Here is a 26,473-nt window from a genome sequence, read left to right as displayed (position 1 = left end):
GTGCCACAAAATATTTCTATTGTTTATTTGGTTGTATATTGCTGATAAACAGTTGTTTGTTTGTTTGTTTGTTTGTTTGTTTGTTTGTTGATCTATCTTCTTATAGATAAATAGACATTTAGTGCTGTATATATAAATGGAATTACAATGTCTGTTGCTCGAAGTCCAGATTGATTATAATAGGAGCTTTTATTTTTTTCTTTATTCTTGTTTGGAATCTCATTGCAATGAGTTGTATTTAAAGCAAAATTTGAACTTCTATTTTTGTTATTTAATATTATATTAATAGAAGCAACATCTTCATATATATTTGGACTTACTTCAGATTGAATTTTTATTATTTGAATGTTGTTTACGATTTTATCAGAAACTTTTAAATAATCAACTTTACCATCGTTGTTTAAATCAAGGTTTGAAATTCGATCTTGAGGATAATTTAATTTCTGTTCAAAATCGACAAGATCTTTAGATTCTTCAAAAATTGAAGCCACAGCATTTAAGTCTAAATTGTCTTCTACATAAGAGTTTTTGGCGTAAACATTTACTTTTTGGGCATTAATGTAATTTACTAATAGTATAAAAAACGCTATAAACAATATATTTTTCATATTTTACTTGTTAAAATTATTTTGTAAGAAAACAACTATCATGCCAGAAAAGAATACAGAATGATTTTGATATTTTATAAATAATCGTATTTTAGCGTTAACCAAATTTTAAATTTCCTATGAAAAAAATCGCTTTATTTTGTGTTATTTTTATTTTGCTGATGTCTTTTAAGACATTTAATTATAAAACTGACATTGTTTATAATAATGGCTTTACATCAATGACAGTAGATACATTATTTAAAGACAGAATTAGTATTAGAGCAATTCTAATTGATAAAAATAAAGTTTGGTACGGGGCAGATAATTCTCGTTTTGGATACTATGATTTGGATAAAAAAGAAAAATTTGAAGAACATATTTATCGTGATACACTTAAATTAGAATTTAGAAGTATTGCGCAAACTTCAAAAGATATTTTTTTGCTGAGTGTAGCAAATCCAGCACTTCTATATTCGGTTTCAAAAAAAGACCGAAAAGTTAAATTGGTTTATAAAGAAATTAACCCAAAAGTTTTTTACGACAGCATGCAGTTCTGGAACGATAAAGAAGGAATTGCAATTGGAGACCCGACTGAGGATACTTTTTCAATTATTGTTACACGAGACGGCGGAGAAACTTGGACAAAATTGCTTTCAGATAAATTACCAACAAATAGCACAGGAGAGGCAGCTTTTGCAGCAAGTAATACCAATATTGTTATAAAAGGAAACGATACATGGCTAGTTTCGGGCGGAAAAAAAGCACGTGTTTTTTATTCTCCAGATAAAGCAAAGACATGGAAAGTTGTCGAAACTCCAATTGTGCAGGGAAAACAAATGACAGGAATTTTTACTGCCGATTTTTACGATTCTAAACAAGGTTTTATTGCAGGAGGAGATTACGATCTTCCTAATATTAAAGCCAATAATAAAGCTTTTACAAAAGATGGGGGCAACACCTGGCAATTAATTGGTCAGAATATGGGATTTGGTTATGCATCTTGTGTACAATATGTTCCTGGTGGAAATGGACGAGAAATTGTTTGCGTAGGTTCTGAAGGAATACAGTATTCTCAAAATGGAGGAGAAAACTGGATGCAGCTTTCTACAGATAATAGGTTTTTCACGATTCGATTTGTGAACAGAAATACGGCAATCGCAGCCGGACATAATAAAGTAGTTCGACTTAATTTTAAATAAAAAAATAAGAACCCTAAATAATAAAGTAAGTATTATTATATAGGGTTCTTATCGCTGTTGTATTGTTAAGTTTAATCTTTATTTCCTTTGTCTCGATATTGCTGCAATAATTTTCGATTAAAGTCGTCTTCAGATTTTTTAAGCAATAATATTTTCTTTGCAGGAAGCACTTTTTTTAAACTGCTCATGTATTTTTCACGAAGCTGGTATATTTCTTTATCTGTACTTTCAATTTGAGATAATAACGTTGCTGCTTCTTTATCTGAAAGATTTTTAAGATTGTCGTCTTTTAACTGTCTCAGATAAGTTTTCATTTTCAAATATTTTAATTCATACTGCTTGTCATCATAAGCATTATAAATCGGCCAGAATTTTTCGGCTTCTGTTGAAGTTAATTCTAATTCTGTCGTTAAAAATGACACTTTAAAAGCTTTAATCTTTTCTCGCTTTTCATCAATTTTTCCATTTTGGGCAAAAAATGAAAAACTTGTCAGAAATAGCAATAGCGGTAAAATGTTTTTTATTTTCATTGTTAAGCTAAGTTGTTGAGTTAAGTTTGATTTAATTTTGTTCTGATATTAAGTGTTCGATGTTTGGGCTTGTCGCTAAAATATCTTCAAGAGTTTCATCTTCCAAAGTAACATCGTTGCCTAATTTTTCAATATCACTATCATCTAATTTTTGAATCAAGTCGTATTGGCTAATATTAGAATGATAGGATAAATAATTTTCTAAAGTAGCTTCATCAAGATCGTTTGAATTTGCTCTGTAATTATTTATGACAGGAATCAATAATGCAAAGCCAACTACAGCGGCTGCGGCCGTCCAGAGTGTTTTTTTGCGTTTGAAAAAAGGAATTACTTTAACTTCTTTTTCGTTTAATTGCTGTAAAACCTTTTCTGAAAAATCATCAAAATAATTTTCCGGAGTTTTAAAACCAGATTTTATTTTGGGTTCGTTTTCTAATTTAAATGTTTTCATAATACTTATAAGACAGTTTTGGTTACAAAAGGTTTAATTTGATGTAACATATAATTCGATTTTTTTTACTGCATGATGATAAGAAGCTTTAAGAGCTCCAACAGATGTTCCTAAAATATCTGCAATTTCTTCATATTTTAATTCTTCAAAATATTTCATTTTGAAAACCAATTGCTGTTTTTCTGGAAGTGTTACAATTGCCTTTTGAAGCTTGATTTGAATTTCATCTCCATCAAAATAAAGATCGGCTTTTAAGCCATCAATAGTTTTGTTTTGCAGATCTTCAGATGAAATTCCGCTCAATTTTGCTTTTTGCGATAAAAAAGTCAAAGCTTCGTTTGTCGCAATACGGTACATCCAGGAAAAAAGTTTACTTTCTCCTTTAAAGTTTTTAAGATTTTGAAAGACTTTTACAAAAGTGTTCTGTAAAACATCATCTGCATCATCATGATTCAAAACAATGTTTCGTATATGAGAATACAAAGGCCGCTGATAATCAGACAAGAGTTTTTGAAACGCAACATTTTGCGTTTCAGGGGTTAATAATTGTTTTATAAATTCTTTCTCGTCTATCAAACTTTTTGTTTTGTAAACTTTTTTTATAGAAGTAAGACAGAATTTAAAGCAAAAGGTTTAATAGACTTTTGAAATTATTTAAAATTCTGAATCTTCTTCTTGTGCAGGTGTTTGCGTTGGAGCAGGAGCTGGCGCAGCTGGTTTGCGTTTTACAGGTTCTGTACGCGGCTGTTCAGTGCGTGGCTCACTTGTAGTTTCTCCACTAGTGCTTTCTGGAGCATAAACAGGATCAGTCACAACAGTAGCAGCAGGAACTACTTTTGGTTTTATTGGGAAATAAATCTCAGTTACCAATTTAGATGAAGCTTTTACATCCAATTTGCTTAGATTCAAGATTTCAAGATGAGACCAGCTTAAATCTGGAATGATCTTCTGATTGTTGATATAAGCCGTTGTTTTTGCAATTGCTTCATTTCTATGAGAGTAATCTCCGTTAAGCGTTGTTTTTACAGCATCAAAACCATTCAATTTTCCTGCTAAGATATCACTTCCAGAGCTTGTTGAAATTTCTTTATTGATAGGCAGACAGATTGAAATCTTTGCTAAACCGGTTTTAGTGTCGTAAGTATGATAAATGATAAACGGTTTTCCTACTGCAGACAAACCATTTGTTTCGCTAAAGTGAATAAGTTTCGGAATTACAATTCTAATATTTTTGCTTATTTTGGCAATTTCGCTAGTAAAAGTCTGTTTGATATAAGGAGTTTCTGTTTTCTTTACCACTCCGTCTACTGTTACAGCAAAAGTTTTGGTTTCGTAATCTAAGTTTTTATCAATATTGGCTAAGCTTTTTTCGTAGATAGTTCCAATAACCCTATCTGAACCTCCATGAAGAGCAGTGTATATTTTAAATAGAAAACTCATAGTTCCTTTTCCTTTCCAGGTAACTTTTGTTTTTCCGTTCAAAGTATCTTTTAAAGTCCAGTTTACATCGGCTTCAGTACCGTCAAATTGCATTTTTTGGTCAATGCTTTCGCCATCTTTTGTTTTAAGGATAATAGAATTTCCTTTTCCGTCAGCACCATCCCAATAAAATGTAGCGCCATTTCCACTAGTTTTATTAGCATAAGTCATTTTGATTGAAGGATCTTCAATAGACCATGATTCAAAATCTTCGTAATTTCTAAAGTCGTTCAAGTAGTTATAAACCGTTGCACGAGGCGAATTGATAACTTTACTTCTTTCTACAGAAAAATCTCCTTTCTGAGTAGCAACAAAAACAGTAAGAGCAACAAAGCTTAAAAGTGCAAAAAGAAATAAATACTTTAGAATTTTCATGGCAGATTAATTGGTTTCGGTAAAGTTATAAATTTTATTATGAGTCTTACTAATAACCCATAATTATTAGGTTTTATTTTATTGGGACCAGAATAATTTATCTTTTTAAAAAGATTTTAATTACGAACAAAAGGACAATGAAAAGCAGAAAGGCAAGGAGTACTTTGTAGTTTCCTTTGTAGAAAACTTTGTGTAATTTCAAATCTTTTCGATAAGCAAATATCATAATGATTACAAATGCAATAAAAAAACATACTCCAAATAGTATTTGTCCTTGACTAAACATAGTTATAAAAATTTTTAGCAAATTTAGAGATTTGTAAACGATTTGCTGCTAAATTGCCTTTTCATTTCATTCAATAAATTTTCATATTTATTAGAAAGTGACTTAAATTAGCAAAAAAAGAAAACTACTATATGAAAAAACAACTTGACGCCGTAACCGAATTTCACACTGCTTTTAAAATTGGACATAGTAAAACTCCAATTGCCGATGTAGGAGCAGAGAAAAAATTACTTCGTTATAATTTAATGAAGGAAGAAAATGAAGAGTATTACGAGGCAGTTCAAAATAATGATTTGGTTGAAATTGCAGATGCACTTGGTGATATGATGTATATTCTGTGCGGAACCATTATCGAGCACGGACTTCAAGATAAAATTGAAGCTGTTTTTGACGAAATTCAACGTAGTAATATGAGTAAATTGGGTGAAGATGGAAAACCAATTTATCGCGAAGACGGAAAAGTAATGAAAGGGCCAAATTATTTTAAACCTGATTTTTCGAAATTGTTGTAAAGAAGTTTTTTTAACGCAAAGAACGCTAAGTTTTTTTTCTGCAGTTCTTATAAAAAGGCAAAGTTCGCAAAGCTTTACGTTATTTTTGTCATTTCGACGAAGGAGAAATCTCCACAAGTAACTCCGCAACGAGAAGCTAATCTTTGTCGAGCAACTTGCGAAGATTTGCTCCGCCTGTTCGCTATCGCTCGGGTCTCCTTCGTCGAAATGACAAGATTGAGTTTTATCTTATCTCCACGTTAAATGTTTAATAGTGAAAAATAAAAAACCCGATAAAACTAAATTTATCGGGTTTTCTTTTTAATATGGTTTTGGATTATTGAACTTTAACTGTCCATCCGTAAGTATCTTCAGAAAGTTTGTTTTGAAGACTTGTTAGTTTTTCTTTTAAGAAAGAAGCATAAGAATTTTCGATTGGAGCCATTTCAAAATATTCATCTTTATATGAGAATCCTTTGATAACGCTAATTACAGCAGCTGTTCCTGCTCCAAAGATTTCTTTCAAAGATCCGTTTTTAGCAGCTTCAACTAATTCTGAAACAATTACTGGACGAACTTCAACTTTTAATCCTTCTTTTTCTGCCATTGCGATCAAACTTTTTCTAGTAACACCATCTAAAATTCTTTCGCTTGTTGGAGCAGTTAATAAAGTATCATTGATTCTGAAGAAAACGTTCATTGTTCCAGCTTCTTCTAATTTTGTGTGCGTTGCATCATCAGTCCAGATAACTTGTTGGAAACCATCTTTGTTTGCCAAGTTAGTTGGGTAAAATTGAGCAGCGTAGTTTCCGGCAGCTTTTGCAGCACCGATTCCTCCATTTGCAGCTCTACTGAAATGCTCAGCAATGATAACTTTTACTTCGCCTCCATAATATGCTTTTGCAGGAGAAAGTAAAATCATAAATTTATATTCGTCAGAAGGATTTGCGATAACTCCAGGACCTGTAGCAATCATAAAAGGACGAATGTACATACTAGCTCCGTTTCCTCTCTGAATCCATTCTTGATCAATTTTCAATAATTCATTTAAACCATCCATAAAAATAGATTCTGGAATTTCTGGCATTGCCATACGAACAGCAGAATTATTGAAACGTTTATAATTTTCATCTGGTCTAAACAACCAAATGTCATTATTTTCGTCTTTATAAGCTTTCATTCCTTCAAAAATAGCTTGTCCGTAGTGGAAGACTTTTGAAGATGGATCCATCAAAATAGGAGCATAAGGCTTAATGACAGGATTTTGCCATTGCCCGTTTTTAAAATCGCATTCGAATAAATGGTCTGTAAATACAGCACCAAAACTTAAGTTGTCAAAATCTACTTCATTTATTTTTGTAGAAGTAGCTTTAATGATTTCAATTTTGCTCGTTTGAGTTGTACTCATAGTTATGTAAGTTTTTTGTGAGATATTTTTCACTATCAGAAAATCTAAAGTGATGATATCGTGTAAAATGGAATTTATTGAATGCAAAATTACGTAAAAATCTGTAAAAAGCTTGGCGAAAATTCATTATTTACTCGTTTTGACTGAGATTTATTTATCCTATAATAAACTCAAATATTTAATTGATTTTTATAAAGATTTTATGAAAAAAGTATCGTTTTTTAAGGCTTTACGCATTTGTTTTGACTAATTTTGAATATTAAAATGGCTTGAAAATCAATAAAAAGCCATTACTAAAATCTTAAAAAGGTGAAAAGGGAAATAATTAAAACGCTAGATGGCTCAACTACAATTCGTTTGCCAGAATGGGACGAATGCTATCATTCTAAACATGGTGCAATTCAGGAAGCAAAGCATGTTTTTATTAAAAACGGACTTTCATTATTTGATAATCCTATAAGTATATTAGAAATAGGTTTTGGGACTGGTTTGAATGCTTTTATCACGTATTTGGAAGCCATTAGAAAAAATCAGAAAATAGATTATGTTGGAGTGGAAGCATACCCTGTTGATGCAGATGAGATTTTGGAAATGAATTATGCTGAAGAATTGGAGGCATCGGAATTTTATAACATTTTTGAAAAAATGCATAAATCGGATTGGAATGAAAAAACAGAAATTTGCGACTTGTTCTCGTTAACCAAAAGGAAACAATTTTTTCACGATATAAACGATTTTGAAATTTTTGATTTGATTTACTTTGACGCCTTCGGATATAGAGTGCAACCGGAGCTTTGGAGTACTGAAATTTTTCAAAAAATGTACAATAGTTTAAAACCAAACGGCGTTTTAGTTACATACGCAGCTCGAGGAGTTGTTAAAAGAAGTATGATCGAAGTTGGATTTACCGTAGAAAAATTAACAGGGCCTCCAGGAAAAAGAGAAATGTTTAGAGCTTTTAAAAAGGTTTAAATGAGTAATTTAGAATAATTCTACATTGATTTATTTGTTTTAAGAAAACGTATTCGCTGCTAAAGTTTTTAAAAAAATAAGTTAAAAGTAATATTTATGTTAGTTATTTGTTTAAATTTGGTTCGAGTTTAAAAAAATAGATAACCCCCGAAAATCTTATTTTATTATGTCAAAAATGATGTTTGATTACACGAAATCAATACTTGAAAGAGTTAGTTTCGATCCGGTACTTTTCTGCAAAGAGTTAGAAAAAGCTATCAAAACACTGTTACCTTACGAAATGGAACAATTGCAAGAGTGGTTACTGAATTTCGTTGTCGGAAAACCAGAATTAAAACAAAGTCTACAACTAATTAAAGTATAAAAAGAAAGGAGCCAAATTGGCTCCTTTTTTATTACGCTTTCTTTTGTAACGGACTAATGATTTGAACATTCTGAAAAACAATTGCGCCTTTTACAACGCCTGCAATTGTAGATCTTAATGCGTCAATGATTTGCATCTTTAATTCGCTCTTTGGGTAAATCAAACTTACCTCTCGAGCCGGTTTTGGTTCCTTAAAGTTACGGAGTTTCAGTTTATCGGATTCTTTTAAGTCTAAGGTGTGCAAGTACGGAAGTAACGTTGTACCAAGGCCTTCGTCTGCCAATTTAATTAAGGTTTCAAAACTACCGCTTTGAATTTGGAAATTAGTCTGGTCGACGTCTGAGACACTTTTGCACAAATTCAAAATTCCGTCTCTAAAACAGTGACCGTCTTGTAAAAGCAGAATTTCGTTCAGATTTAAGTCGGCTACTTCAATTTCTTCTTTCTGGAAACTAGCGTGATGCTCAGGAATGTAAGCTACAAATGGCTCAAAGTACAATACAATTTCTTTAATTTTTTCGTCTTCAAGCGGCGTTGCAGCAATTGCAGCATCCAAATGACCGTTTTTTAGTTTCAGAATAATTTCCTCGGTATTCAACTCCTCAATTAAGAGTTTTACTTTTGGATATTTTTTAATGAAATTACTCAAAAACATGGGTAGAAGCGTAGGCATAATCGTTGGAATTATTCCTAAACGAAATTCTCCGCCAATAAAACCTTTCTGCTGTTCTACAATATCTTTTATACGATCAGCTTCGTTTACGATATTTTTGGCCTGACTTACAATTTTCTGTCCTATATCAGTAAGCTGAATCGGCTTTTTGCTTCTGTCGAAAATTAAAATATTAAGTTCTTCTTCAATTTTTTGTATTTGCATACTTAAAGTTGGCTGTGTTACGAAGCATTTTTCAGCAGCAAGAGTGAAGTTTTTATGCTCAGCAACCGCTAACACATATTGCAATTGAGTTATAGTCATGTTGATAGTAATTTGTGATGCAAAAATAAGAAAATATAATTTTTATTTATGTTTATTTTAGTAAAGTTACTTTAATTTTGTAGTAAATTAGTGTAAAAAATTAAATTATGAAGACAAATATTTTAGGATTACCTGTAAAAGAATCAGAATTGTTAGTAAAAGAACTGAATGTTTTATTGTCAAACTTTCAAGTGTATTATCAAAACTTGAGAGGAATTCACTGGAATATTCGTGGAAAACGTTTCTTTGATTTACATGTAAAATTTGAAGAGTTATATACAGACGCACAATTAAAAATAGATATGATTGCAGAAAGAGTATTGACAATTGGAGGAACGCCTTTGCATACTTTTGAAGATTATATTAAAAACAATAAATTAACCGTTGGAAAAAATATTTCTAATGATGAAAAAGCAGTTCAATTGATTGTTCACTCTTTGTCAGATTTATTAAAAATTGAAAGAGAAATATTGAACAAATCTGATGAGATTAATGATGAAGGAACCAATTCTATGATGAGCGACTTCATTGCTGAGCAGGAAAAAACAATTTGGATGATGAATGCTTGGTTAGAAGAATCATTATAAAATATTGGTTTTTAATAAAATAGAAGCAGAATGGAATGAAAATTCCATTCTGCTTTTTTGTTTATGTTAAATTTCTATAAAAATCTCTTTGATTTTATTTGTTTAACGCTATTTTTGTTTCGATGAAATTTATAGCTCGCATATTATTATTCATATTTATTGCCTTCTTATCGACCCCGACAATTGTTCAGGCGATTAAGAAAGGAAATAGTACGACTATATCTTTTAGTATTGCTGAAGAAGAAGTGCATAAAGAACTTAAAAATGTTGTTCATCCTACTATTCTTGAGCATGAAGTTTTGATTCCGGTTTACATCGAGAAAAAAACAATCATTTCTGAAAACATTGTCAAACTAGACAACATCTCTCCGAGCATTTTTGCTCCACCACCTAACGTAGCATAATACTTTCCGATTATTTTGATCTTTAGCCGCATTTCTACCGAGATGGGGTAAATCTTTAATGAATAATTTTTTTAGTATTATATTATGACAAAAAAAATCAATCTTTTTGCCAACCTTAAATCTGATTTTGCTTCAGGTTTAGTGGTTTTCTTGGTGGCTCTTCCGTTGTGTTTAGGTATTGCAATGGCTTCTGGAGCACCATTATTTTCTGGAATTATAGCTGGTGTTGTGGGTGGTATCGTTGTAGGATATTTGAGCCAGTCACATATTAGTGTATCAGGTCCAGCTGCTGGGTTAACAGCTATCATTTTAACCGCAATTACCGATTTAGGAGCTTTCGATGTATTTTTAATGTCTGTTTTTATTGCTGGATTAATTCAATTGGCATTAGGATTTTTAAAAGCGGGAAGTATATCAAACTATTTTCCAACAAACGTAATTGAGGGAATGTTGGCGGGAATCGGAATTATTATCATCTTAAAACAAATACCGCACGCATTTGGTTATGATGCAGATTTCGAAGGAGATCAGGCTTTTATTCAAAATGATGGAAGTAATTCGTTTTCATTTCTATTTGATGTTCTAAATCATATTCACTTAGGGGCTGTGGTAATTTCTGCCGTTTCATTAGTGATTTTGTTAGCTTGGGATAAAGTTCCTTTCTTAAAAAGAATAAAACTAGTTCCTGGAGCTTTGGTTGCTGTTATTGCTGGAGTAGTTTTAAACGAAATATTTGTATCTACAGGAAGCACTTTGGCAATTGCAAAAGAACATTTGGTTTCTTTGCCAGTTCCAAAATCTTTTGAAGACTTTAAATCAATTATAATTACGCCAGACTTCACTGCTGTTACAAATCCGCAAGTTTGGGTAGTTGCTATTACAATTGCCATTGTCGCTTCTATTGAAACTCTTTTATGTATTGAGGCTTCTGATAGAATGGATGTGCAAAAGCGTTATACCAATACCAATGTTGAGCTAAAAGCACAAGGTGTTGGTAATATTGTGAGCTCTCTTTTAGGAGGTTTACCAATGACTTCTGTAGTAGTAAGATCTTCAGCAAATAACAATGCAGGAGCAAAATCTAAAATGTCTGCCATCATTCATGGTGTGCTTTTATTAATAAGTGTATTGTCTATACCAGCAATTTTAAACAAAATTCCATTGGCAACATTGGCTACTGTTTTGATTTTGGTAGGATATAAATTAGCAAAACCAGCAACCTTTATGCATTTCTGGGAAAAGGGGAAATACCAGTTTGTTCCTTTCATTGCAACTTTGGTCTTTGTTGTTGCGACAGATTTGCTAAAAGGGGTTGCGTTGGGAATTATCATCAGTATTATTTTTGTTTTGAGAGGAAACTTAAAAAGAGCTTATGTCTTTAAGAAAGAAGAATACGAAGATGGTGATATCATTCACATCGATTTAGCTCAGGAAGTTTCATTTTTAAATAAAGCGGCGATCAAACAAACGTTGGCAGAAATTCCAGAAAATTCAAAAGTAATTATCAATGCTCATGATACTGAGTATATTGCACATGATGTTTTAGATTTAATTAGAGAATTTAAAGAAACTCGCGCTATAGATGAAAACATCAAAGTGAAGCTTAAAGGTTTCAAAGAAGCTTACGAATTGGAAAATACGCCCGAAAATAGTAATCACGTTACAATAGAACATTATTATGATGTGGCAAAAAGAGAAGTTGTTAAAAGAGAAGTTGTTAAGAGCGAATAATTAAAATAAGGTGTTTTTAAGACCGAAGAAATGTCAAAATTTAGGTAACTTTACATCAAGTTCATTTTTTGAGACTATTATAACTTAGAAATTACCACACAAAAAAATAAAAAAATGAGAAAATTTTATGAGCAGTTATTAGAGAACAATAAAAAGTGGGTAGAAACGTCATTGGCAAAAGATCCTAACTATTTTGCTGATTTAGCAAAAGGACAATCACCACCATTATTGTGGATTGGATGTTCTGACAGCCGTGTTCCTGCTAACGAAATTGTTGGTGCAAAACCAGGAGAAGTATTTGTTCATCGTAACATTGCCAATATGGTTGTGCATTCTGATATGAACATGCTTAGTGTTTTGGATTATGCTGTAAATGTTTTAAAAATAAAGCATATTATTGTGTGCGGACACTACGGATGCGGTGGTGTTAAAGCTGCAATGGGACATCAGTCTGTTGGAATTATCGATAACTGGTTACGTCATATTAAAGATGAATACCGTCTGCATGATAAATACTTGAATTCTATTGAGAATGAAGAAGAGCGTTTTAATGCTTTTGTTGAAATCAATACTAAAGAACAGGTTTACAACTTAGCAAAAACATCTATTGTACAAAATGCTTGGAAAAATGGTCAAGATTTAATGCTTCACGGATGGGTTTACGGATTAAATTCAGGTTTTGTAACCGATTTAGATGTAAACATCGCTTCGAATGATGAACTTGATGAAGTTTACCAATTAGATCTTTAATAGATAGAAATAGAAATCGCCCTTGAAAAAGGGCGATTTTTTTTTATTCGTTTTCGTCTAAATTCTCATTAAATGCCGATGGAAGCATTGTTGGAATAAACTTAATCAATATCGGCAGTAATAAACTTCCTCCAGGAAGTAAAAATATGGTCAGAGATGGAATGGTTTTACAAATGTCTAAAAGCTGTTTTTTTACCTTTTTCTTTTCCTTCGCATCCAAATCTCTCGTTGTAGAATAGGCGAGAAGTACCATTAATTCTTTGCTTTGAACGATTTCTTTAATCAGTCTGTTTTTATTTCGTATGATTAATTTGACCACACTGTGTGTCATTTGATCATAAAAATGTTTGACAGGATTTGAATAATTAAAGTATGGAATCTTCTTTTTATGTGTGGTGATAAAAGTGTTGGTTGTGTCCATACTTTTGGTCACAAAATCATCAGGAACTCCCATTGTTGATCCTAATGCATATAGAAAATACGATTCTTCGTTTTCTACTACACCATCGCTCCACAAGGCCATTCCGGCCATGTCAATCAGATAATATTGTTCAAGTCTGTTTTTAAAGTAATCAAGATTCAAAGTTTCTAAAGTTTCTACAGTGACTTTTGAAAATTTTGAATAACGTATAGAAGCTTCAAAAAGTTTGATTAAAAGATCGTCGTGCTGCGATTTTACAGTTTTGGTTTTTAAAGCCAAACCAACAATTCCTAGAACTGTTTCTTCTATTCTCTTTAAATATTTTTCAGGAATTTCTCCATGTTCCAAATATTGTCTGAAAGCTAAAACATCAATAAACAAAAGAGCATTCGTTACCAAATGTGAAAAGTTTTTACTGATGATACTGTCATTGGTTTGAACTCTCTGATCAATAATATTTTCTAGAGATAGAGAAGGAGTGTCTTTTGGCAATAAAATTTTAAACAAATTAAATCCTTCTGGATTCATCTGTTTGTAAAACTTTAAAACTTCAGAAATAAAATTTTTAGGTTCCGAATTTCTTTTCTCTAAACAAAAAACATGATAGAGTGTATTAAGTAAAGCTACTTTTGAAATTTCGGTTTTAAACCACCCCTTAATTGGAATCGGAATTTGAGAATCAATAGCAATAATATGGCCGTAAATAAAACCCGTTTCTCTCACTTTATAGTAAAACGAATCCACTGTTTCAAAAGGAATTGCTTCTGAAAACTTCTGTTCACTAAAAAACTTATCGATCCAGCCTGGTGCTGATGGGTTAATCATTGACTTTATTTTGCTGATGCAAAGCTATGTCTTTTTCTTGTTTTAGGATTCATTTTAAAATGAAATAACCGCTAGATTTTGTTAAAAATAGCGGTTATTCAAATTTTTCTTATTTAATGATTCCTGCGCAAGCAACTCTTCCTCCTGCATTTCCTGTTGGCTGAGTGGTAAAATCATCTGTTCCAGCATGTACAATTAAACCTTTGCCAAGAACATCTTTGTTAGAATCTCCACATCCAACGCACCATTCGTCGGTAGTTAAAGTGATAGATCCGTTACCTTTTGCATCAGCGGTAAAGTTTCCAATATCGCCTTTATGATATTCTCCAACTCCCCATTTTCCATGTTTTTTGAAGGTCGGATTCCAGTGTCCTCCAGCAGAACTTCCGTCTGCAGAACTGCAATCTGCTTTTTCATGAATGTGAATTGCGTGAACTCCTGGCTCTAATCCTGTGATTTTTGCTGTAAAAGTTACTTTGCCATTTTTTTCAACAAAAGTAGCAGTTCCAGCTACTTTACTGTTGCTTTTTGGCTCTAATGCAACAGTCAGAGTTTTAGCATCATTTGATTTATTATTTGTTTTACAGCCAATGATTAAGGCTGTAATTATAGCGAAAGAAACAATTAGTTTTTTCATATCTACGGGCATTTTTAGTTAAAGATTAAGTAAATTTAACATAAAATAACGGATTTGATTAACTCTAAAAGTTAAAAAAAAGTCAAACTATACGTTATAATTTGATATTGATTGAGTTAAAAACCGAAAATATTGTTTAAATTCGTATAGGTTTTTAACGAATAATTTCTGAAAGCCATTTGTCTAATTCGCTCACATTTAATCCTTAATGTTATGATGAAAAAGATTTTTACCCTCGTTTTTTTTAGTTCGTTTTTAATTTCCTGCAAATGCGCAAAAACAGATTCAGTTTCTAAACTTGATGGAACTTGGGAGCTGAATTACATTTCTGGACCACGAATTACTTTTGATGGATTATACCCAAATAAAAAACCAACAATAAACTTTGATACCAAAGCAACTCAGGTTTCTGGTAATGCGAGCTGTAATACATACTCAGGAAAATTGGTTATTGATGGCAACAAAATCGATTTTACTCAGCCAATGGCAGTAACCAAAATGATGTGTTTGGATGGATTGCAAGGTGAACAAACTTATTTGAGTACACTTCAAAAAATAACTTCTTACGATATAACAGATGATGGTAAGACTTTAAACTTTATTTCTGGGGATATTGCCATGATGCGCTTCACTAAAAAATGATGTTATGAAAACTACGATGTCTGTTTTACTGTTCTTACTAAGTATTGTTAGTTTTTCGGTTTCTGGACAGGAAAAAACAAAAAAAGAACTTAAACAAGAAAGAGAACTCAAGAAACAAAATGAAATCAAAGCGATTATAAATAGTCAAAATTTTGTTTTTGAAGCACAAAAGGCAACGCCTCAAGGCGGTAGATTGATTCAGTTGGACTATAATACTTATTTTTTAAAGTTTAAAATTGATAACACAACTTGTGATCTTCCTTTTTTTGGACGTGGTTATAATGTTGGATACAGTACTGATGGCGGAATAAAATTTGAAGGAAAACCTGAAAATGTTAGAGTCGAAAGCAAAAAGAATAATACCATTCTAAAAGCAACAGTAAGAGGAGCCAGTGATGTGTACGATTTAACGTTTTCTATCTTTTATAACGGAAGCACAACACTTTCTGTGAGTAGTAATAATAGAGGTCCAATTAGTTATGATGGAGTAGTATATGCTCCAAAAACAGCAGAGAAACAATGATATAATTCAATACTAAACTTGTCACAAATTCGTCTGAGTATTATATGGTAAGAATCTTTTTTTTGTTATTAAAGTGGCAGTTTTCGGTTTTGTTTTTCTTTTTTGGTGTGTGCAGCGTATTTGGTCAGGATTTGGAACCCAGAGTCTATGCAAATGTTCCTAAAGGTTTAAATGTAATTGCTGCAGGTTATGTTTTTATGAATGGGAATGTGCTGACAGATCCTTCTCTACCCATAAAAGATTTTACACTTCAAAGCCACAACATGGCTGTAAATTATATTAGAACTTTTGGGATGGCAGATAAACTGGCTCGTGTACAGGTAGCGCTACCTTTTACGTTTATGGATGGATCTGCTGTAGTTAGTGATCAGCTGGTTACTGGCTCAAGAACTGGTTTTGCAGATATGAAAGTGCGTTTTGGAATTAATTTATTAGGTTCTCCTGCACTTGATAAATCTGAATTCAGAAGTTTTGAGCAAAAAACAATTCTTGGAGTTAGTTTGGTTACTTCAATCCCAACAGGAAGGTATTATGGCGATAAACAAGTAAATATTGGAACAAACCGCTGGGCTTTTAAGCCTGAAATAGGGGTATCGAAAAGGTTTGCCCATGTTTATGCCGAGGCCTATGGCGGAATGTGGTTTTATACGGATAATAACGACTATCTAGGAAAAAAATTGGAGCAAAAACCAACCTATAGCCTTCAAGCGCATGCAAGCTATTATTTTAAAAACCAAATGTGGGTTGGTTTCAATACGACTTGGTTTTTTGGAGGACGAACTATTACTGATGGAGTTTCAGATGATAGCCAGATTGATAACTGGCGAGTAGGAGGAACTTTTTCTACTCCAATTGCAAAGGGGCAGTCTATTAGATTTCAATATCATATTGGAGCATATACCAACAACGGACTAAATTACTATGCCTTATCAGCAGTTTACCAATATTCTTTCTTTTAAAACATGATTATGATTTAATGTGTTTAAAATCAGTATATTTGAGTATGCATATATTTTTAAAAACAAATTTAAAATTAAAACTATGAAAAAATTAGGACTTATTCTTATCATGGCGGCAGCCTCGTTTTCATCTTATGCGCAGTCTTCTTATAAAGAAGATTTAGAAGTAGTACAAAGTGTTTATGGAAAATCTAAAGCTGACCTGGTAAAACAGTATATGAATTTATCTGATGCTCAAGCGGCAGCTTTTACTAAAGTGTACGACGATTATGAAACCTCCCGAAAAGCTTTAGGGCAGACAAAGTTTCAATTGCTAAATGATTATGCAGCTAATTATGAAACTTTAACTGATGCAAAAGCGGATGAATTGGCAAAAGCTACTTTAAAAAATCATGTTGACTATGAGAAGCTTTACTCTAAAACTTATAATCAGGCGAAAAAAGCAATTGGGTCAATAAATGCAGCGAAGTTTATTCAACTTGAGGTTTATCTTCAAACTATAATTAGAAGCGAAATCTTGGAAGCTATTCCTTTTATTGGTGAAATGGATAAAAATAAGACTAAAATGATGTAAAATATTCATCTATAAAAAAAGAGGGAATCAATTTGATTCCCTCTTTTTTTTATTTTTCAGTTTTAACTTTGTAAATTTCATTTACCATTCCGTCACGGAAACTATCTAGAGTAAGTTCCCAAAACATAATTCCTCCTAATTTTTTAGCTTTTGCGTATTCAGCTTTTGCTTTTATAGATTTTAAATCATCTGATGTTGCAAAAGTTTTAGTCGAAGCATTGTACCAATATGGTGCTTGAGCTTTTTCATCATAAAAATATTTCCAGCCGTTTGCTTCTGTGTATGTTGTAGCGTAGTTTTTAAAGTCAACACCTTGAAAATGTTCTCCTGCCTGATACAATCCGTTGTTGATATTCTCTACATTTTTCCATTGTCTAGTATAGAATGCACCACCAATTACTAATTTTTCAGCAGGAACGCCTGCTTTTAATAAAAACTCAACAGCTCTATCTGTAGATTCTTCTTTCGGATTTGTGCTGTATAATGGAGTATGGTGCCCAGTAACTTTTGAATATCCGTTTACTAAATCGTAACTCATAATATTAATGCGGTTTACGTAAGGAGCAACAGCTTTCCAATCTATAGATTCATCTAAACATTTTTGGAAACCTCCTGCAGCAAAACTTAATTCATATTTTTTACCTAAAGTAGAACGTAATATTTTAATCAATTCAGTAAAATTAGGTTTATCAGCAGGTTGGTACAAATGCCCAGGAAGACCTTCAATTGATGGGTATTCCCAATCTAAATCTAAACCGTCAGCTTTAAAATAATCGCTTACTTCTTTTACTGATTTTGCAAATTTTAAGCGACCTTCAGCAGTTGAGAATGCCTGAGAACAAGGTTCGCAGCCTCCCCAGCCACCAAGTGATAGAACGATTTTAAGTTGCGGATTTTTTGCTTTAAGCGAAACTAAATGCTTTATTGTGATAGAATCTTTTGCAGAATCGACACTTAATTTACCATCTTTTAAATGGCAAAAGCTAAAAATAATCTGGTTTAATTTTTCAACTTCATATTTATCAATAAGTTGAGAATCGCCAGTGTAATAAGCAATAATGTCCATTTTTTTGTTCTTTTGAGCGAAGGTAGTAGCAAAGCAAAAGCACAATAAAAATGATGCAATTAGGTTAATTTGTTTCATTATTTTGTTTTTTATAGTTTTAGAATGTTAAATATACTGTAATCCATTTGATGTTTAACTATTCTGCATGAATCTGAAAGCTAATTTTAACAAATATTTTGCAAATAACTGCAAAAATATTGCGACAAATAAGAAATATCTTTCACCTAAAATATCAGAAAAAATAAACCCGCGCAGTTTCGGACTTGCGCGGGTTTATAACAAATTAAAAGCTAAAAACTATTTTGAAATTAGTAGCAGTAAGTGTTTTCTGCTACTAATTTTGCTGCAATTTTTTCTCTAAGTGCCACAACATTTGGCAGGTTAGTGTATTTAGTGAAACGTTTAAGTCCCATTAACATCATACGTTGCTCGTCACCTTCAGCGAAAGAAGCGATTCCTTCTTTTCCTCTTAAGTTTACAATATCAACCGCTTTGTATAAGTATAATTTTGCCATTGCAATTTGCTCCTGAACTTTGTCTTCGCCTTGAGCTTTTGCTAATTTTTCAGTTCTCAAAATTGTACTTTCAGCCATGTAGATTTCGATTAAGATATCTGAAGCTGCCATCAATAATTGTTGGTGAGCATCTAATTCTGGACCGTATTTTTGAACAGCGCTTCCTGCAACCATTAAGAAAACTTTCTTAAGGTTAGCGATGATTCCTTTTTCTTCAGAGAATAATTCAGAAAAATCTGGTGTATCAAAAGATGGAATTCCCATTAATTCTTCTTGAACTTTCATTGCTGGTCCAAGTAAATCAACGTGTCCTTTCATTGCTTTTTTGATCAACATACCTACAGAAAGCATTCTATTGATTTCGTTTGTTCCTTCGTAGATACGAGCGATACGAGCATCTCTCCAAGCACTTTCCATTGGAGTATCTTCAGAGAATCCCATTCCACCAAAAATCTGAATTCCTTCATCAGAACAAGATTGAACGTCTTCAGAAACCGCTACTTTCAAGATAGAACACTCGATAGCATATTCTTCAACACCTTTTAATTCTGCTTCTTGGTGAGAAGTTCCTTCCGCTTCACGAGCAGCAATTCTATCTTCGATGTCTTTTGCTGCACGATAAGAAGCGCTTTCCCCAGCGTAAGCATTAGTCGCCATTTCAGCTAATTTAGAACGGATAGCTCCAAATGATGAAATAGAAGTATTGAACTGAATTCTTTCGTTAGCATATTTTACAGCTCCAGAAGTAACTCTTCTTTGAGCATCTAAACAAGCCGCAGCTAATTTAATACGACCAACATTCAAGGCATTCATTGCAATTTTGAAACCGTTTCCTCTTTCAGACAACATGTTTTCAACCGGAACTTTTGTTTCGTTAAAGAAAACCTGACGAGTAGAAGAAGCACGAATTCCTAATTTATGCTCTTCTTCATTCATAGAAATTCCGTTTGAAGGATCGTTTTCTACGATGAAACCTGTAATATTTTTATCATCTCCAATACGAGCAAAAACGATGAAAACACTGCAGAAACCTGCATTCGAAATCCACATTTTTTGACCTGTGATAGAGTAGTATTTTCCGTCTTCAGATAAAACAGCTTTAGTTTTTCCTGAGTTAGCATCAGATCCTGCGCCTGGCTCAGTTAAGCAATAAGCACCAAACCATTCTCCAGAAGCCAATTTCGGAACGTATTTTTTCTTTTGTTCTTCAGTACCGTAAAGTGTAATTGGCATAGTTCCAATTCCTGTATGAGCACCAAAAGCAGTTGAGAATGAACCTGTTGCTCCAGAAATGTAGTCACAAACCAACATTGTAGAAACAAATCCCATTCCTAATCCGCCGTATTCTTCTGGAACCGCAACTCCAAGAAGTCCAAGTTCTCCAGCTTTACGCATAGATGATTCTGTATAAGCGTAATCTTTTTTCTCAAAACGATCTTTATGCGCCCATAATTCTTTGTCAACGAACTCTTTTACAGAGTCACGCATCATTAACTGCTCTTCCGAGAAATCTTCTGGTGTGAAGATATCTTCGCATTTTGTTTCTTTAACTAAAAACTGACCGCCACGAGTCACGTTTTTTTGGATTGTATCTGCCATTGCTAATGTTTTTTTGTATGTTTTTTATTTATGGTTTTTGTACACAATCTTGTCATTTCGACGAAGGAGAAATCTCCGCAAGTAGCTCTACATCGAGATTCCAATCTTTGTCGAGTTTCTCGTGAAGATTTCTCCTTCGTCGAAATGACAAACTATATGTATACTTTACTTGATAATACTTATAATACTTCGTAAACCCCCGCAGAACCTTGCCCAGTTCCCACACACATTGAAACGATTCCGTATTTGTTACCTCTACGTTTCATTTCATCAAATAACTGAACAGAAAGTTTAGCGCCTGTACATCCTAGAGGGTGACCTAAAGCGATTGCTCCACCGTTTACGTTTACGATTTCTGGGTTTATGTTTAATTCGCGGGTTACTGCTAAAGCTTGTGAAGCAAAAGCTTCGTTTAACTCAATTAACTCGATATCGTTTAATGTTAATCCCGCTTGCTTCAAAGCTTTTGGAATTGCTTTTACAGGACCGATACCCATAATTCTTGGCTCAACACCAGAAGAAGCAAAGTTTACCAAACGTGCAATTGGCTCAAGGTTTAATTCTTTTACCATTTCTTCGCTCATAATTAAAACGAATGCTGCACCGTCGCTCATTTGAGAAGAGTTACCAGCAGTTACGCTTCCGTCAGCAGCGAAAACTGGTCTTAAACCTGCTAAAGCTTCTTTAGAAGTTCCTGCTCTTGGTCCTTCGTCTTTGTTTACAACGTATGATTTTGTTTCTTTTTTACCATTTTCGTTGATGAAAGTCTGCTCAATAGTAATTGGAACGATTTGTTTGTCAAATTTTCCTTCTGCCTGCGCTTTCAAAGCTTTCATATGAGAGTTGTACGCAAACTCATCCTGATCTTCTCTTGAGATTTTGTATTGGTTAGCCACCGCTTCAGCAGTTAAACCCATTCCCCAGTAATAATCTTCGTGACCTGCTGCAGCAACTTTATAATCTGGAGTTGGTTTGTAACCTCCCATCGGAATATAACTCATACTTTCTGCACCACCAGCGATGATACAATCTGCCATTCCTGATTGGATTTTAGCAGTTGCCATTCCGATAGTTTCTAATCCAGATGCGCAGTAACGGTTTACAGTTACACCAGGAACATCTTCCACTTTTAATCCCATTAAAGAGATCAAACGTCCAACGTTAAGACCTTGTTCTGCTTCTGGCATGGCATTTCCTACCATAACATCGTCGATTCGTTTTTTGTCGAAATTAGGCAGTTCGTCCATCATAAACTGGATCGTTTCTGCAGCTAATTCATCAGGTCTTTTAAATCTAAAAACACCTTTTGGAGCTTTTCCAACTGCTGTTCTATAAGCTTTTACTATATATGCTGTTTTCATTTATAAAATGTATTAAGATTGGTGTATTAAGTATTAAGACTGCCAATCGATATAGTTATTATTTTTTTAGAGATCTTTGAAGCGCAAAATTCATGTTGCTGACTTCTACTAATTCATTTATTATAGTTGATATTTTTTCTTCAGCTATTAATTTCAAACGTTTTGAAATCATTAATTGAGTGATTAATTCATAAGTCGAACCATTTGCAATTCCTAAAAAATGAGCAAACTCATTATTGGAATTTCTACCAGAGCCTTCCGCAATATTTGAAGGAATAGATACTGCACATCTTTTTATTTGACTTATTAAGTTGAATTTCTCATCTGAGGGTAATTCTGAACAAACTTTATATACATTTTCAGTTATATCCATAGCTTTCTGCCAGATTTTCAACTTTTCAAATTGATGCATAATTCTTTTTAATCTTAATACTTAATACTCAGATCTTAATACTCAAAATACTAATTTCTTAGCGGTTTTCCTTTAGTCAACATGTATTGAATTCTTTCTAATGTTTTTCTCTCCGTGCAAAGAGATAAGAAAGCTTCACGTTCGATATCTAATAAATATTGTTCAGATACTAAAGTTGCTTCAGATAAATCACCACCAGCCATTACATAAGCCAGTTTGTTAGCGATTTTCTTGTCGTGCTCAGAAATGTATTTTCCAGCCTGCATTTGGTCAGTTCCGACTAAGAACATTCCAAGAGCTTGTTTTCCTAAAACTTTAATATCGTTTCTTCTGATTGGTTGCGTATAACCAGCTTCAGCCATTAACAAAGCATGTTTTTTAGCTTCAGCAATCTGACGATCTTTGTTTACTACGATAATGTCTTTTCCATGTTGAAGAAGTCCAGTATCAAAAGCTTCATAACCAGAAGTCGAAACTTTAGCCATTGCGATTGTCAAGAAATACTCTTGAAGAACATTCAATTCCACATCGTTTTTGCGGAATAAATCTGAAGCTCTTAAAGTCATTTCTTTAGAACCACCACCACCAGGGATAACTCCAACACCAAATTCAACTAATCCCATGTAAGTTTCTGCAGCAGCAACCACTTTATCAGCGTGTAAGCTCATTTCGCATCCACCGCCAAAAGTCATTCCGTGAGGGGCAACCACAACTGGAATAGAAGAGTAACGAACACGCATCATTGTATCTTGGAACAATTTAATTGCCATGTTCAATTCGTCGTATTCCTGCTCAACCGCCATCATGAAAATCATTCCGATATTAGCTCCAACAGAGAAATTCGCTGCTTGGTTACCAATAACTAAACCTTGATATTCTTTTTCAGATAAGTCAATTGCTTTATTGATAGCCTGAAGTACGTCGCCACCAATTGTATTCATTTTAGATTGGAATTCTAAGTTCAAAATTCCATCTCCTAAATCCTGAATGATTGCGCCACTGTTGCTCCAAACTTTTTTGCTTTCGCGAATGTTGTTCAGAATAATAAATGAATCTTGTCCAGGAACTTTTACTTGCGATTTTGTTGGAATGTTATAGAAATAAGTCGCTCCCTCTTTTACAGTATAGAAACTATCGCTTCCAGAAGCCAACATTTCAGTAACCCATGCAGCAGGCTCTAAACCTTCAGCTTTCATGATTTCAATTCCTTTGGCAACACCAATAGCATCCCAGATTTCGAATGGACCATTTTCCCATCCAAAACCAGCTTTCATGGCATCGTCAATTTTATATAATTCGTCTGAAATTTCAGGAACTCTGTTTGACACGTAAGCAAACATTCCGGCGAAACTCTTACGGTAGAATTCTCCTGCTTTGTCTGTTCCTTTTACTAAAACTTTAAAACGATTGATTGGTTTATCGATAGTTTTAGTTAATTCTAAAGTTGCAAAATTTGCTTTTTTTGCAGCGCGGTATTCTAATGTATCTAAGTCTAAAGAAAGAATATCTTTATCTACTTTTTTGTAGAAACCTTGTCCAGTTTTACTTCCTAACCAATTATTTTCCATCATTTTGTTGATGAAATCAGGAAGTTTGAACAATTCGTGTTGTTCGTCATTCGGGCAGTTTTCGTAAATACCATTGGCAACGTGTACCAAAGTATCCAAACCAACAACGTCAACCGTTCGGAAAGTAGCCGATTTTGGGCGACCAATTACTGGTCCAGTCAATTTATCAACTTCTTCAATCGTTAATCCCATTTCTTTTACCAAGTGGAATAAACTTTGGATTCCGTAAATCCCAATTCTGTTTCCAATAAACGCCGGAGTATCTTTAGCAACAACCGAAGTTTTTCCTAAGAATTTAGATCCATATTCGTTTAAGAAATCCAATACTTCAGTAGAAGTTTTTGGACCAGGAATAATTTCAAATAATTTTAAGTAACGCGCAGGGTTAAAAAAGTGAGTTCCGCAGAAGTGCTGTTGGAAATCTTCGCTTCTTCCTTCACTCATAAAGTGAATTGGAATACCAGAAGTGTTTGAAGTAACTAAAGTTCCTGGTTTACGGAATTTCTCGATTTGTTCAAAAACCAATTTTTTGATATCTAAACGCTCAACAACAACTTCGATAATCCAGTCAACATTAGCAATTTTTGCCATATCATCTGTCGTATTTCCAGTCGTAATTCTATTTGCGAATTTCTGACTGTAAATAGGAGATGGTTTCGATTTTAATGAATTCGCCAAATGTTCGTTTACCACACGGTTACGAACGGCTTTACTTTCAAGTGTTAACCCTTTTTTAGCTTCAGCTTCGGTCAATTCACGCGGTACAATGTCAAGAAGTAAAACTTCGACACCAATGTTAGCAAAATGACAAGCTATACCTGAACCCATAATTCCGGATCCAATTACAGCAACTTTTTTAATTGTGCGTTTCATAATTTGTTACTATTTGTTTATAGGAGGAAAAGAATATTATTCTTTTTCTGTGTTTTCTGTTTGATTAAATATGTTTTTATCGTGAATCAGTTCATTTATGATTTCAGAAACTTCGATAAAATGATTCAGTTTTTCTTCCGAGACATGTTTTCTAACGGTTTCATTAAACTTTAGAACGGTATTTTTAGATAAATCTCTCTTTTCTTTTCCAAAGTCGGTCAGGTAAATCAAAACACCTCTGCCGTCGCTTGGGTTCTTTTTGCGAACAATTAGACCTTTTTCTTCCATAGATTTAAGTGTTCTTGTCAAGCTGGTTGCTTCCATGCCCATTCTCGGACCTAAAGCGGTTGATGGAGTTCCTTCTTCCTTATCCATACTTAAGAGAGCAAACCCTGTCGCCATTGTTGCATCGTATTTAGCAGCTTCTTCGTTATACATTCTTGAAACAGCCTGCCATGTAGCTCTCAAAATATAATCTATCGTTTTGTCTTTCATAGGTAACTATATCGATTTCAAATATAATTAAAAAATACTATGCATGCATATAATTTTTTAATAATTTTTTGGTTAGTTGTAAAATATCCCTGATTTAGAGGGTTTTGGTTGTTTATTTTAAGTGTAATATACTATTCTTTTTTTAGATTTTAACATTTTTGATGCTGTAAAAATCCTTTTTTAGTTTTTAAAACGCATTTAATTCTGTATTCTGTAAAAAATTATGCATTTATTTCAGTTGGTTTTTCAGAATCGTAGCGCGAAATAGCGTCTTGAAGGATCTTTTTCATACGATTTCTCAGACCTTCGGGTCTTAAAATTTCCAAACAGCTTCCAAAACCTAATAAAAGTCTTTCCATTTCGTAATTTGGAATTACATATATATGTATAATAATACTTCCGTCTTCATTTTCCTTAATTAATCTCTGGGAGGTATGTAAAGGTTTTGTGAGTACATAAGGCGCATTCGAAGCATCAACCCATAATTCAATTCGTCTTGCGTTCAATCCTGAATTCACCGTAACACCAATTACATCTTTATAAAAATTATCAGCATCAAAATCTTCTTCTAAATAAGGATGATTAAAATCGTAATCAATAGAAATAATTCTGTCTAATGCTAAATTTGTAATCGGCTGTGAGGCTTTTTTCTTTCCAATTAAAAACCAGCGGTTATTGAATTCCTTCAATATAAAAGGATGAAAATGGAATTTTGTTTCTTCTCTTGATTTAAAAGATTTATACGTAATAACGAGAACCATTTTCTTGATAATCGCCTGATAGATTTCGTCCAGATAATGCAGTCCTTTTAGTTTCTCATTTTTATCCAGATAAATAACGGGTTTAGTATGCGATTTTTCGGCGTAGATTTTATCTTCCAATCGCTGTAAAATATCCGATACATCATTAAATAATGAGAAATCTTTAAATTGTTTTAGCATAGAAACCGTTTCTGTCAAAACATTCATATCGGTTTCCGTCAGCGGAATATCGGTTATCGAAAAATCTTCGTCTTCATATTTATAATACTTTTTATCATAAACTACGATTGGCGCATTATAACCCAGTTTTTCACTTCGCATCAGCTGAATATCCATCTGGATGGTTCGCTTGCTAATTGGGTTTTGACGTCCTTCGTATTCAAATAGAGCTTCAGAACATTCTTCGATTAAATCTTCTAATGTCCATTGTCTGTATTTATTCTGAAGGCATTTATCGATTGTTTTGTATCGTATTAAGGCGTTTTTGTTTTGTGACATTCTTGTGTTGTTTTGCCACAAAGGCGCGAAGGCGTAAAGTTTTTATTTAAAGACTATACCCAACGTTTGTCATCCTGAGGAACGAAGGATCGCACAAGAAATTCTACAAAGATTGACGATTTTTTTTGAAGAATATTGGATGTGATCCTTC

The 26,473-nt window shown here is 33.2% G+C and carries 28 protein-coding genes; 12 read left to right on the top strand and 16 right to left on the bottom strand.

Features of this window, described 5'->3' with window-relative positions:
• Positions 1-92: 92 nt before the first annotated feature.
• Positions 93-608, bottom strand: coding sequence for a hypothetical protein (locus tag DMA14_RS20955; RefSeq protein ID WP_111426444.1), 516 nt, complete (start codon positions 606-608; stop codon positions 93-95).
• A gap of 119 nt (positions 609-727) precedes the next feature.
• Here DMA14_RS20955 and DMA14_RS20950 point away from each other — a divergent pair, with 119 nt between their 5' ends.
• Positions 728-1,789 carry a beta propeller repeat protein gene (locus DMA14_RS20950; RefSeq protein WP_111426443.1) on the top strand — a complete coding sequence of 354 codons (1,062 nt, stop codon included), beginning with the start codon at positions 728-730 and terminating at the stop codon, positions 1,787-1,789.
• Between the two features lie 71 nt (positions 1,790-1,860).
• Here the strand turns inward: DMA14_RS20950 and DMA14_RS20945 are convergent, their stop codons facing one another.
• From DMA14_RS20945 to DMA14_RS20930, 4 genes are all read right to left on the bottom strand, one after another.
• Positions 1,861-2,319, bottom strand: coding sequence for a sensor of ECF-type sigma factor (locus tag DMA14_RS20945; RefSeq protein ID WP_111426442.1), 459 nt, complete (start codon positions 2,317-2,319; stop codon positions 1,861-1,863).
• Between the two features lie 31 nt (positions 2,320-2,350).
• Positions 2,351-2,770: a hypothetical protein gene (locus DMA14_RS20940; protein ID WP_111426441.1), complete on the bottom strand. Its 420-nt coding sequence runs from the start codon at positions 2,768-2,770 to the stop codon at positions 2,351-2,353.
• Between the two features lie 33 nt (positions 2,771-2,803).
• Positions 2,804-3,346, bottom strand: a complete 543-nt coding sequence (locus DMA14_RS20935) for an RNA polymerase sigma factor (protein ID WP_111379018.1) — start codon at positions 3,344-3,346, stop codon at positions 2,804-2,806.
• 78 nt (positions 3,347-3,424) lie between these two features.
• Positions 3,425-4,624, bottom strand: a complete 1,200-nt coding sequence (locus tag DMA14_RS20930) for an SRPBCC family protein (RefSeq protein WP_111426440.1) — start codon at positions 4,622-4,624, stop codon at positions 3,425-3,427.
• A gap of 417 nt (positions 4,625-5,041) precedes the next feature.
• Here DMA14_RS20930 and DMA14_RS20920 point away from each other — a divergent pair, with 417 nt between their 5' ends.
• A complete protein-coding gene (locus tag DMA14_RS20920; protein WP_111426439.1) occupies positions 5,042-5,422 on the top strand; it encodes a pyrophosphohydrolase domain-containing protein in 381 nt (126 codons plus the stop codon).
• A gap of 316 nt (positions 5,423-5,738) precedes the next feature.
• Here the strand turns inward: DMA14_RS20920 and DMA14_RS20915 are convergent, their stop codons facing one another.
• Positions 5,739-6,809: a branched-chain amino acid aminotransferase gene (locus DMA14_RS20915; protein ID WP_111426438.1), complete on the bottom strand. Its 1,071-nt coding sequence runs from the start codon at positions 6,807-6,809 to the stop codon at positions 5,739-5,741.
• Between the two features lie 309 nt (positions 6,810-7,118).
• Between DMA14_RS20915 and mnmD the strand changes: the two genes are divergently transcribed.
• The gene (gene mnmD, locus DMA14_RS20910; RefSeq protein ID WP_111426437.1) at positions 7,119-7,781 is read left to right on the top strand and encodes a tRNA (5-methylaminomethyl-2-thiouridine)(34)-methyltransferase MnmD; all 663 of its coding nucleotides are present in this window, start codon (positions 7,119-7,121) and stop codon (positions 7,779-7,781) included.
• A gap of 166 nt (positions 7,782-7,947) precedes the next feature.
• The gene (locus DMA14_RS20905; protein WP_008468486.1) at positions 7,948-8,145 is read left to right on the top strand and encodes a hypothetical protein; all 198 of its coding nucleotides are present in this window, start codon (positions 7,948-7,950) and stop codon (positions 8,143-8,145) included.
• A 31-nt stretch (positions 8,146-8,176) separates the two neighbouring features.
• On the opposite strand, the gene DMA14_RS20900 is transcribed toward DMA14_RS20905, so the two are convergent.
• Positions 8,177-9,121, bottom strand: coding sequence for a LysR substrate-binding domain-containing protein (locus DMA14_RS20900; RefSeq protein WP_111426436.1), 945 nt, complete (start codon positions 9,119-9,121; stop codon positions 8,177-8,179).
• Positions 9,122-9,228: 107 nt separating this feature from the next.
• Between DMA14_RS20900 and DMA14_RS20895 the strand changes: the two genes are divergently transcribed.
• From DMA14_RS20895 to can, 4 genes are all read left to right on the top strand, one after another.
• The gene (locus DMA14_RS20895; protein WP_111379024.1) at positions 9,229-9,708 is read left to right on the top strand and encodes a Dps family protein; all 480 of its coding nucleotides are present in this window, start codon (positions 9,229-9,231) and stop codon (positions 9,706-9,708) included.
• A 122-nt stretch (positions 9,709-9,830) separates the two neighbouring features.
• Positions 9,831-10,112 (top strand): hypothetical protein, encoded by a 282-nt coding sequence (locus tag DMA14_RS20890; protein WP_238990015.1) that lies wholly within the window; start codon positions 9,831-9,833, stop codon positions 10,110-10,112.
• Positions 10,113-10,196: 84 nt separating this feature from the next.
• Positions 10,197-11,843: a SulP family inorganic anion transporter gene (locus DMA14_RS20885; RefSeq protein ID WP_111426434.1), complete on the top strand. Its 1,647-nt coding sequence runs from the start codon at positions 10,197-10,199 to the stop codon at positions 11,841-11,843.
• Positions 11,844-11,957: 114 nt separating this feature from the next.
• The gene (can, locus tag DMA14_RS20880; RefSeq protein ID WP_111288601.1) at positions 11,958-12,593 is read left to right on the top strand and encodes a carbonate dehydratase; all 636 of its coding nucleotides are present in this window, start codon (positions 11,958-11,960) and stop codon (positions 12,591-12,593) included.
• A gap of 43 nt (positions 12,594-12,636) precedes the next feature.
• On the opposite strand, the gene DMA14_RS20875 is transcribed toward can, so the two are convergent.
• Positions 12,637-13,839 (bottom strand): LETM1-related biofilm-associated protein, encoded by a 1,203-nt coding sequence (locus DMA14_RS20875; protein WP_111426433.1) that lies wholly within the window; start codon positions 13,837-13,839, stop codon positions 12,637-12,639.
• Between the two features lie 109 nt (positions 13,840-13,948).
• Entirely contained in the window at positions 13,949-14,476 is a 528-nt protein-coding gene (locus tag DMA14_RS20870; RefSeq protein ID WP_008468500.1) for a superoxide dismutase family protein, read from the bottom strand.
• Between the two features lie 213 nt (positions 14,477-14,689).
• Between DMA14_RS20870 and DMA14_RS20865 the strand changes: the two genes are divergently transcribed.
• From DMA14_RS20865 to DMA14_RS20850, 4 genes are all read left to right on the top strand, one after another.
• A complete protein-coding gene (locus DMA14_RS20865; protein ID WP_111426432.1) occupies positions 14,690-15,118 on the top strand; it encodes an META domain-containing protein in 429 nt (142 codons plus the stop codon).
• A 4-nt stretch (positions 15,119-15,122) separates the two neighbouring features.
• Positions 15,123-15,641 (top strand): DUF4251 domain-containing protein, encoded by a 519-nt coding sequence (locus tag DMA14_RS20860; protein WP_111426431.1) that lies wholly within the window; start codon positions 15,123-15,125, stop codon positions 15,639-15,641.
• Between the two features lie 62 nt (positions 15,642-15,703).
• Positions 15,704-16,600: a transporter gene (locus tag DMA14_RS20855; RefSeq protein ID WP_238990014.1), complete on the top strand. Its 897-nt coding sequence runs from the start codon at positions 15,704-15,706 to the stop codon at positions 16,598-16,600.
• A gap of 82 nt (positions 16,601-16,682) precedes the next feature.
• On the top strand, positions 16,683-17,174 hold the full coding sequence (locus DMA14_RS20850) for a hypothetical protein (protein WP_111426429.1): 492 nt from the start codon (positions 16,683-16,685) through the stop codon (positions 17,172-17,174).
• A gap of 49 nt (positions 17,175-17,223) precedes the next feature.
• Here DMA14_RS20850 and DMA14_RS20845 read toward each other — a convergent pair whose 3' ends face one another.
• The 7 genes from DMA14_RS20845 to DMA14_RS20815 all read right to left on the bottom strand — a co-directional run bounded on the left by DMA14_RS20845 (position 17,224) and on the right by DMA14_RS20815 (position 26,322).
• Positions 17,224-18,240 (bottom strand): glycoside hydrolase family 18 protein, encoded by a 1,017-nt coding sequence (locus tag DMA14_RS20845; RefSeq protein WP_238990013.1) that lies wholly within the window; start codon positions 18,238-18,240, stop codon positions 17,224-17,226.
• A 308-nt stretch (positions 18,241-18,548) separates the two neighbouring features.
• Positions 18,549-20,354: an acyl-CoA dehydrogenase family protein gene (locus DMA14_RS20840; protein WP_111426427.1), complete on the bottom strand. Its 1,806-nt coding sequence runs from the start codon at positions 20,352-20,354 to the stop codon at positions 18,549-18,551.
• A gap of 179 nt (positions 20,355-20,533) precedes the next feature.
• The gene (locus DMA14_RS20835) at positions 20,534-21,715 is read right to left on the bottom strand and encodes a thiolase family protein (protein WP_111426426.1); all 1,182 of its coding nucleotides are present in this window, start codon (positions 21,713-21,715) and stop codon (positions 20,534-20,536) included.
• A 58-nt stretch (positions 21,716-21,773) separates the two neighbouring features.
• Positions 21,774-22,127, bottom strand: a complete 354-nt coding sequence (locus DMA14_RS20830) for a four helix bundle protein (protein ID WP_012026719.1) — start codon at positions 22,125-22,127, stop codon at positions 21,774-21,776.
• A gap of 50 nt (positions 22,128-22,177) precedes the next feature.
• Complete coding sequence (locus DMA14_RS20825) at positions 22,178-24,568, bottom strand: 3-hydroxyacyl-CoA dehydrogenase/enoyl-CoA hydratase family protein (protein ID WP_111426425.1); 2,391 nt, start codon at positions 24,566-24,568, stop codon at positions 22,178-22,180.
• Positions 24,569-24,604: 36 nt separating this feature from the next.
• The gene (locus tag DMA14_RS20820) at positions 24,605-25,063 is read right to left on the bottom strand and encodes a MarR family winged helix-turn-helix transcriptional regulator (protein ID WP_111288579.1); all 459 of its coding nucleotides are present in this window, start codon (positions 25,061-25,063) and stop codon (positions 24,605-24,607) included.
• Positions 25,064-25,284: 221 nt separating this feature from the next.
• On the bottom strand, positions 25,285-26,322 hold the full coding sequence (locus DMA14_RS20815) for a helix-turn-helix transcriptional regulator (protein ID WP_111426424.1): 1,038 nt from the start codon (positions 26,320-26,322) through the stop codon (positions 25,285-25,287).
• Positions 26,323-26,473: the final 151 nt, after the last annotated feature.

Origin of the sequence: Flavobacterium sharifuzzamanii, from assembly GCF_003254585.1 — a bacterium.
GTDB lineage: Bacteria > Bacteroidota > Bacteroidia > Flavobacteriales > Flavobacteriaceae > Flavobacterium > Flavobacterium sharifuzzamanii.
The sequence above is the reverse complement of the archived record's forward strand: the minus strand, read 5'-3'. Positions and strand labels throughout refer to the sequence as shown.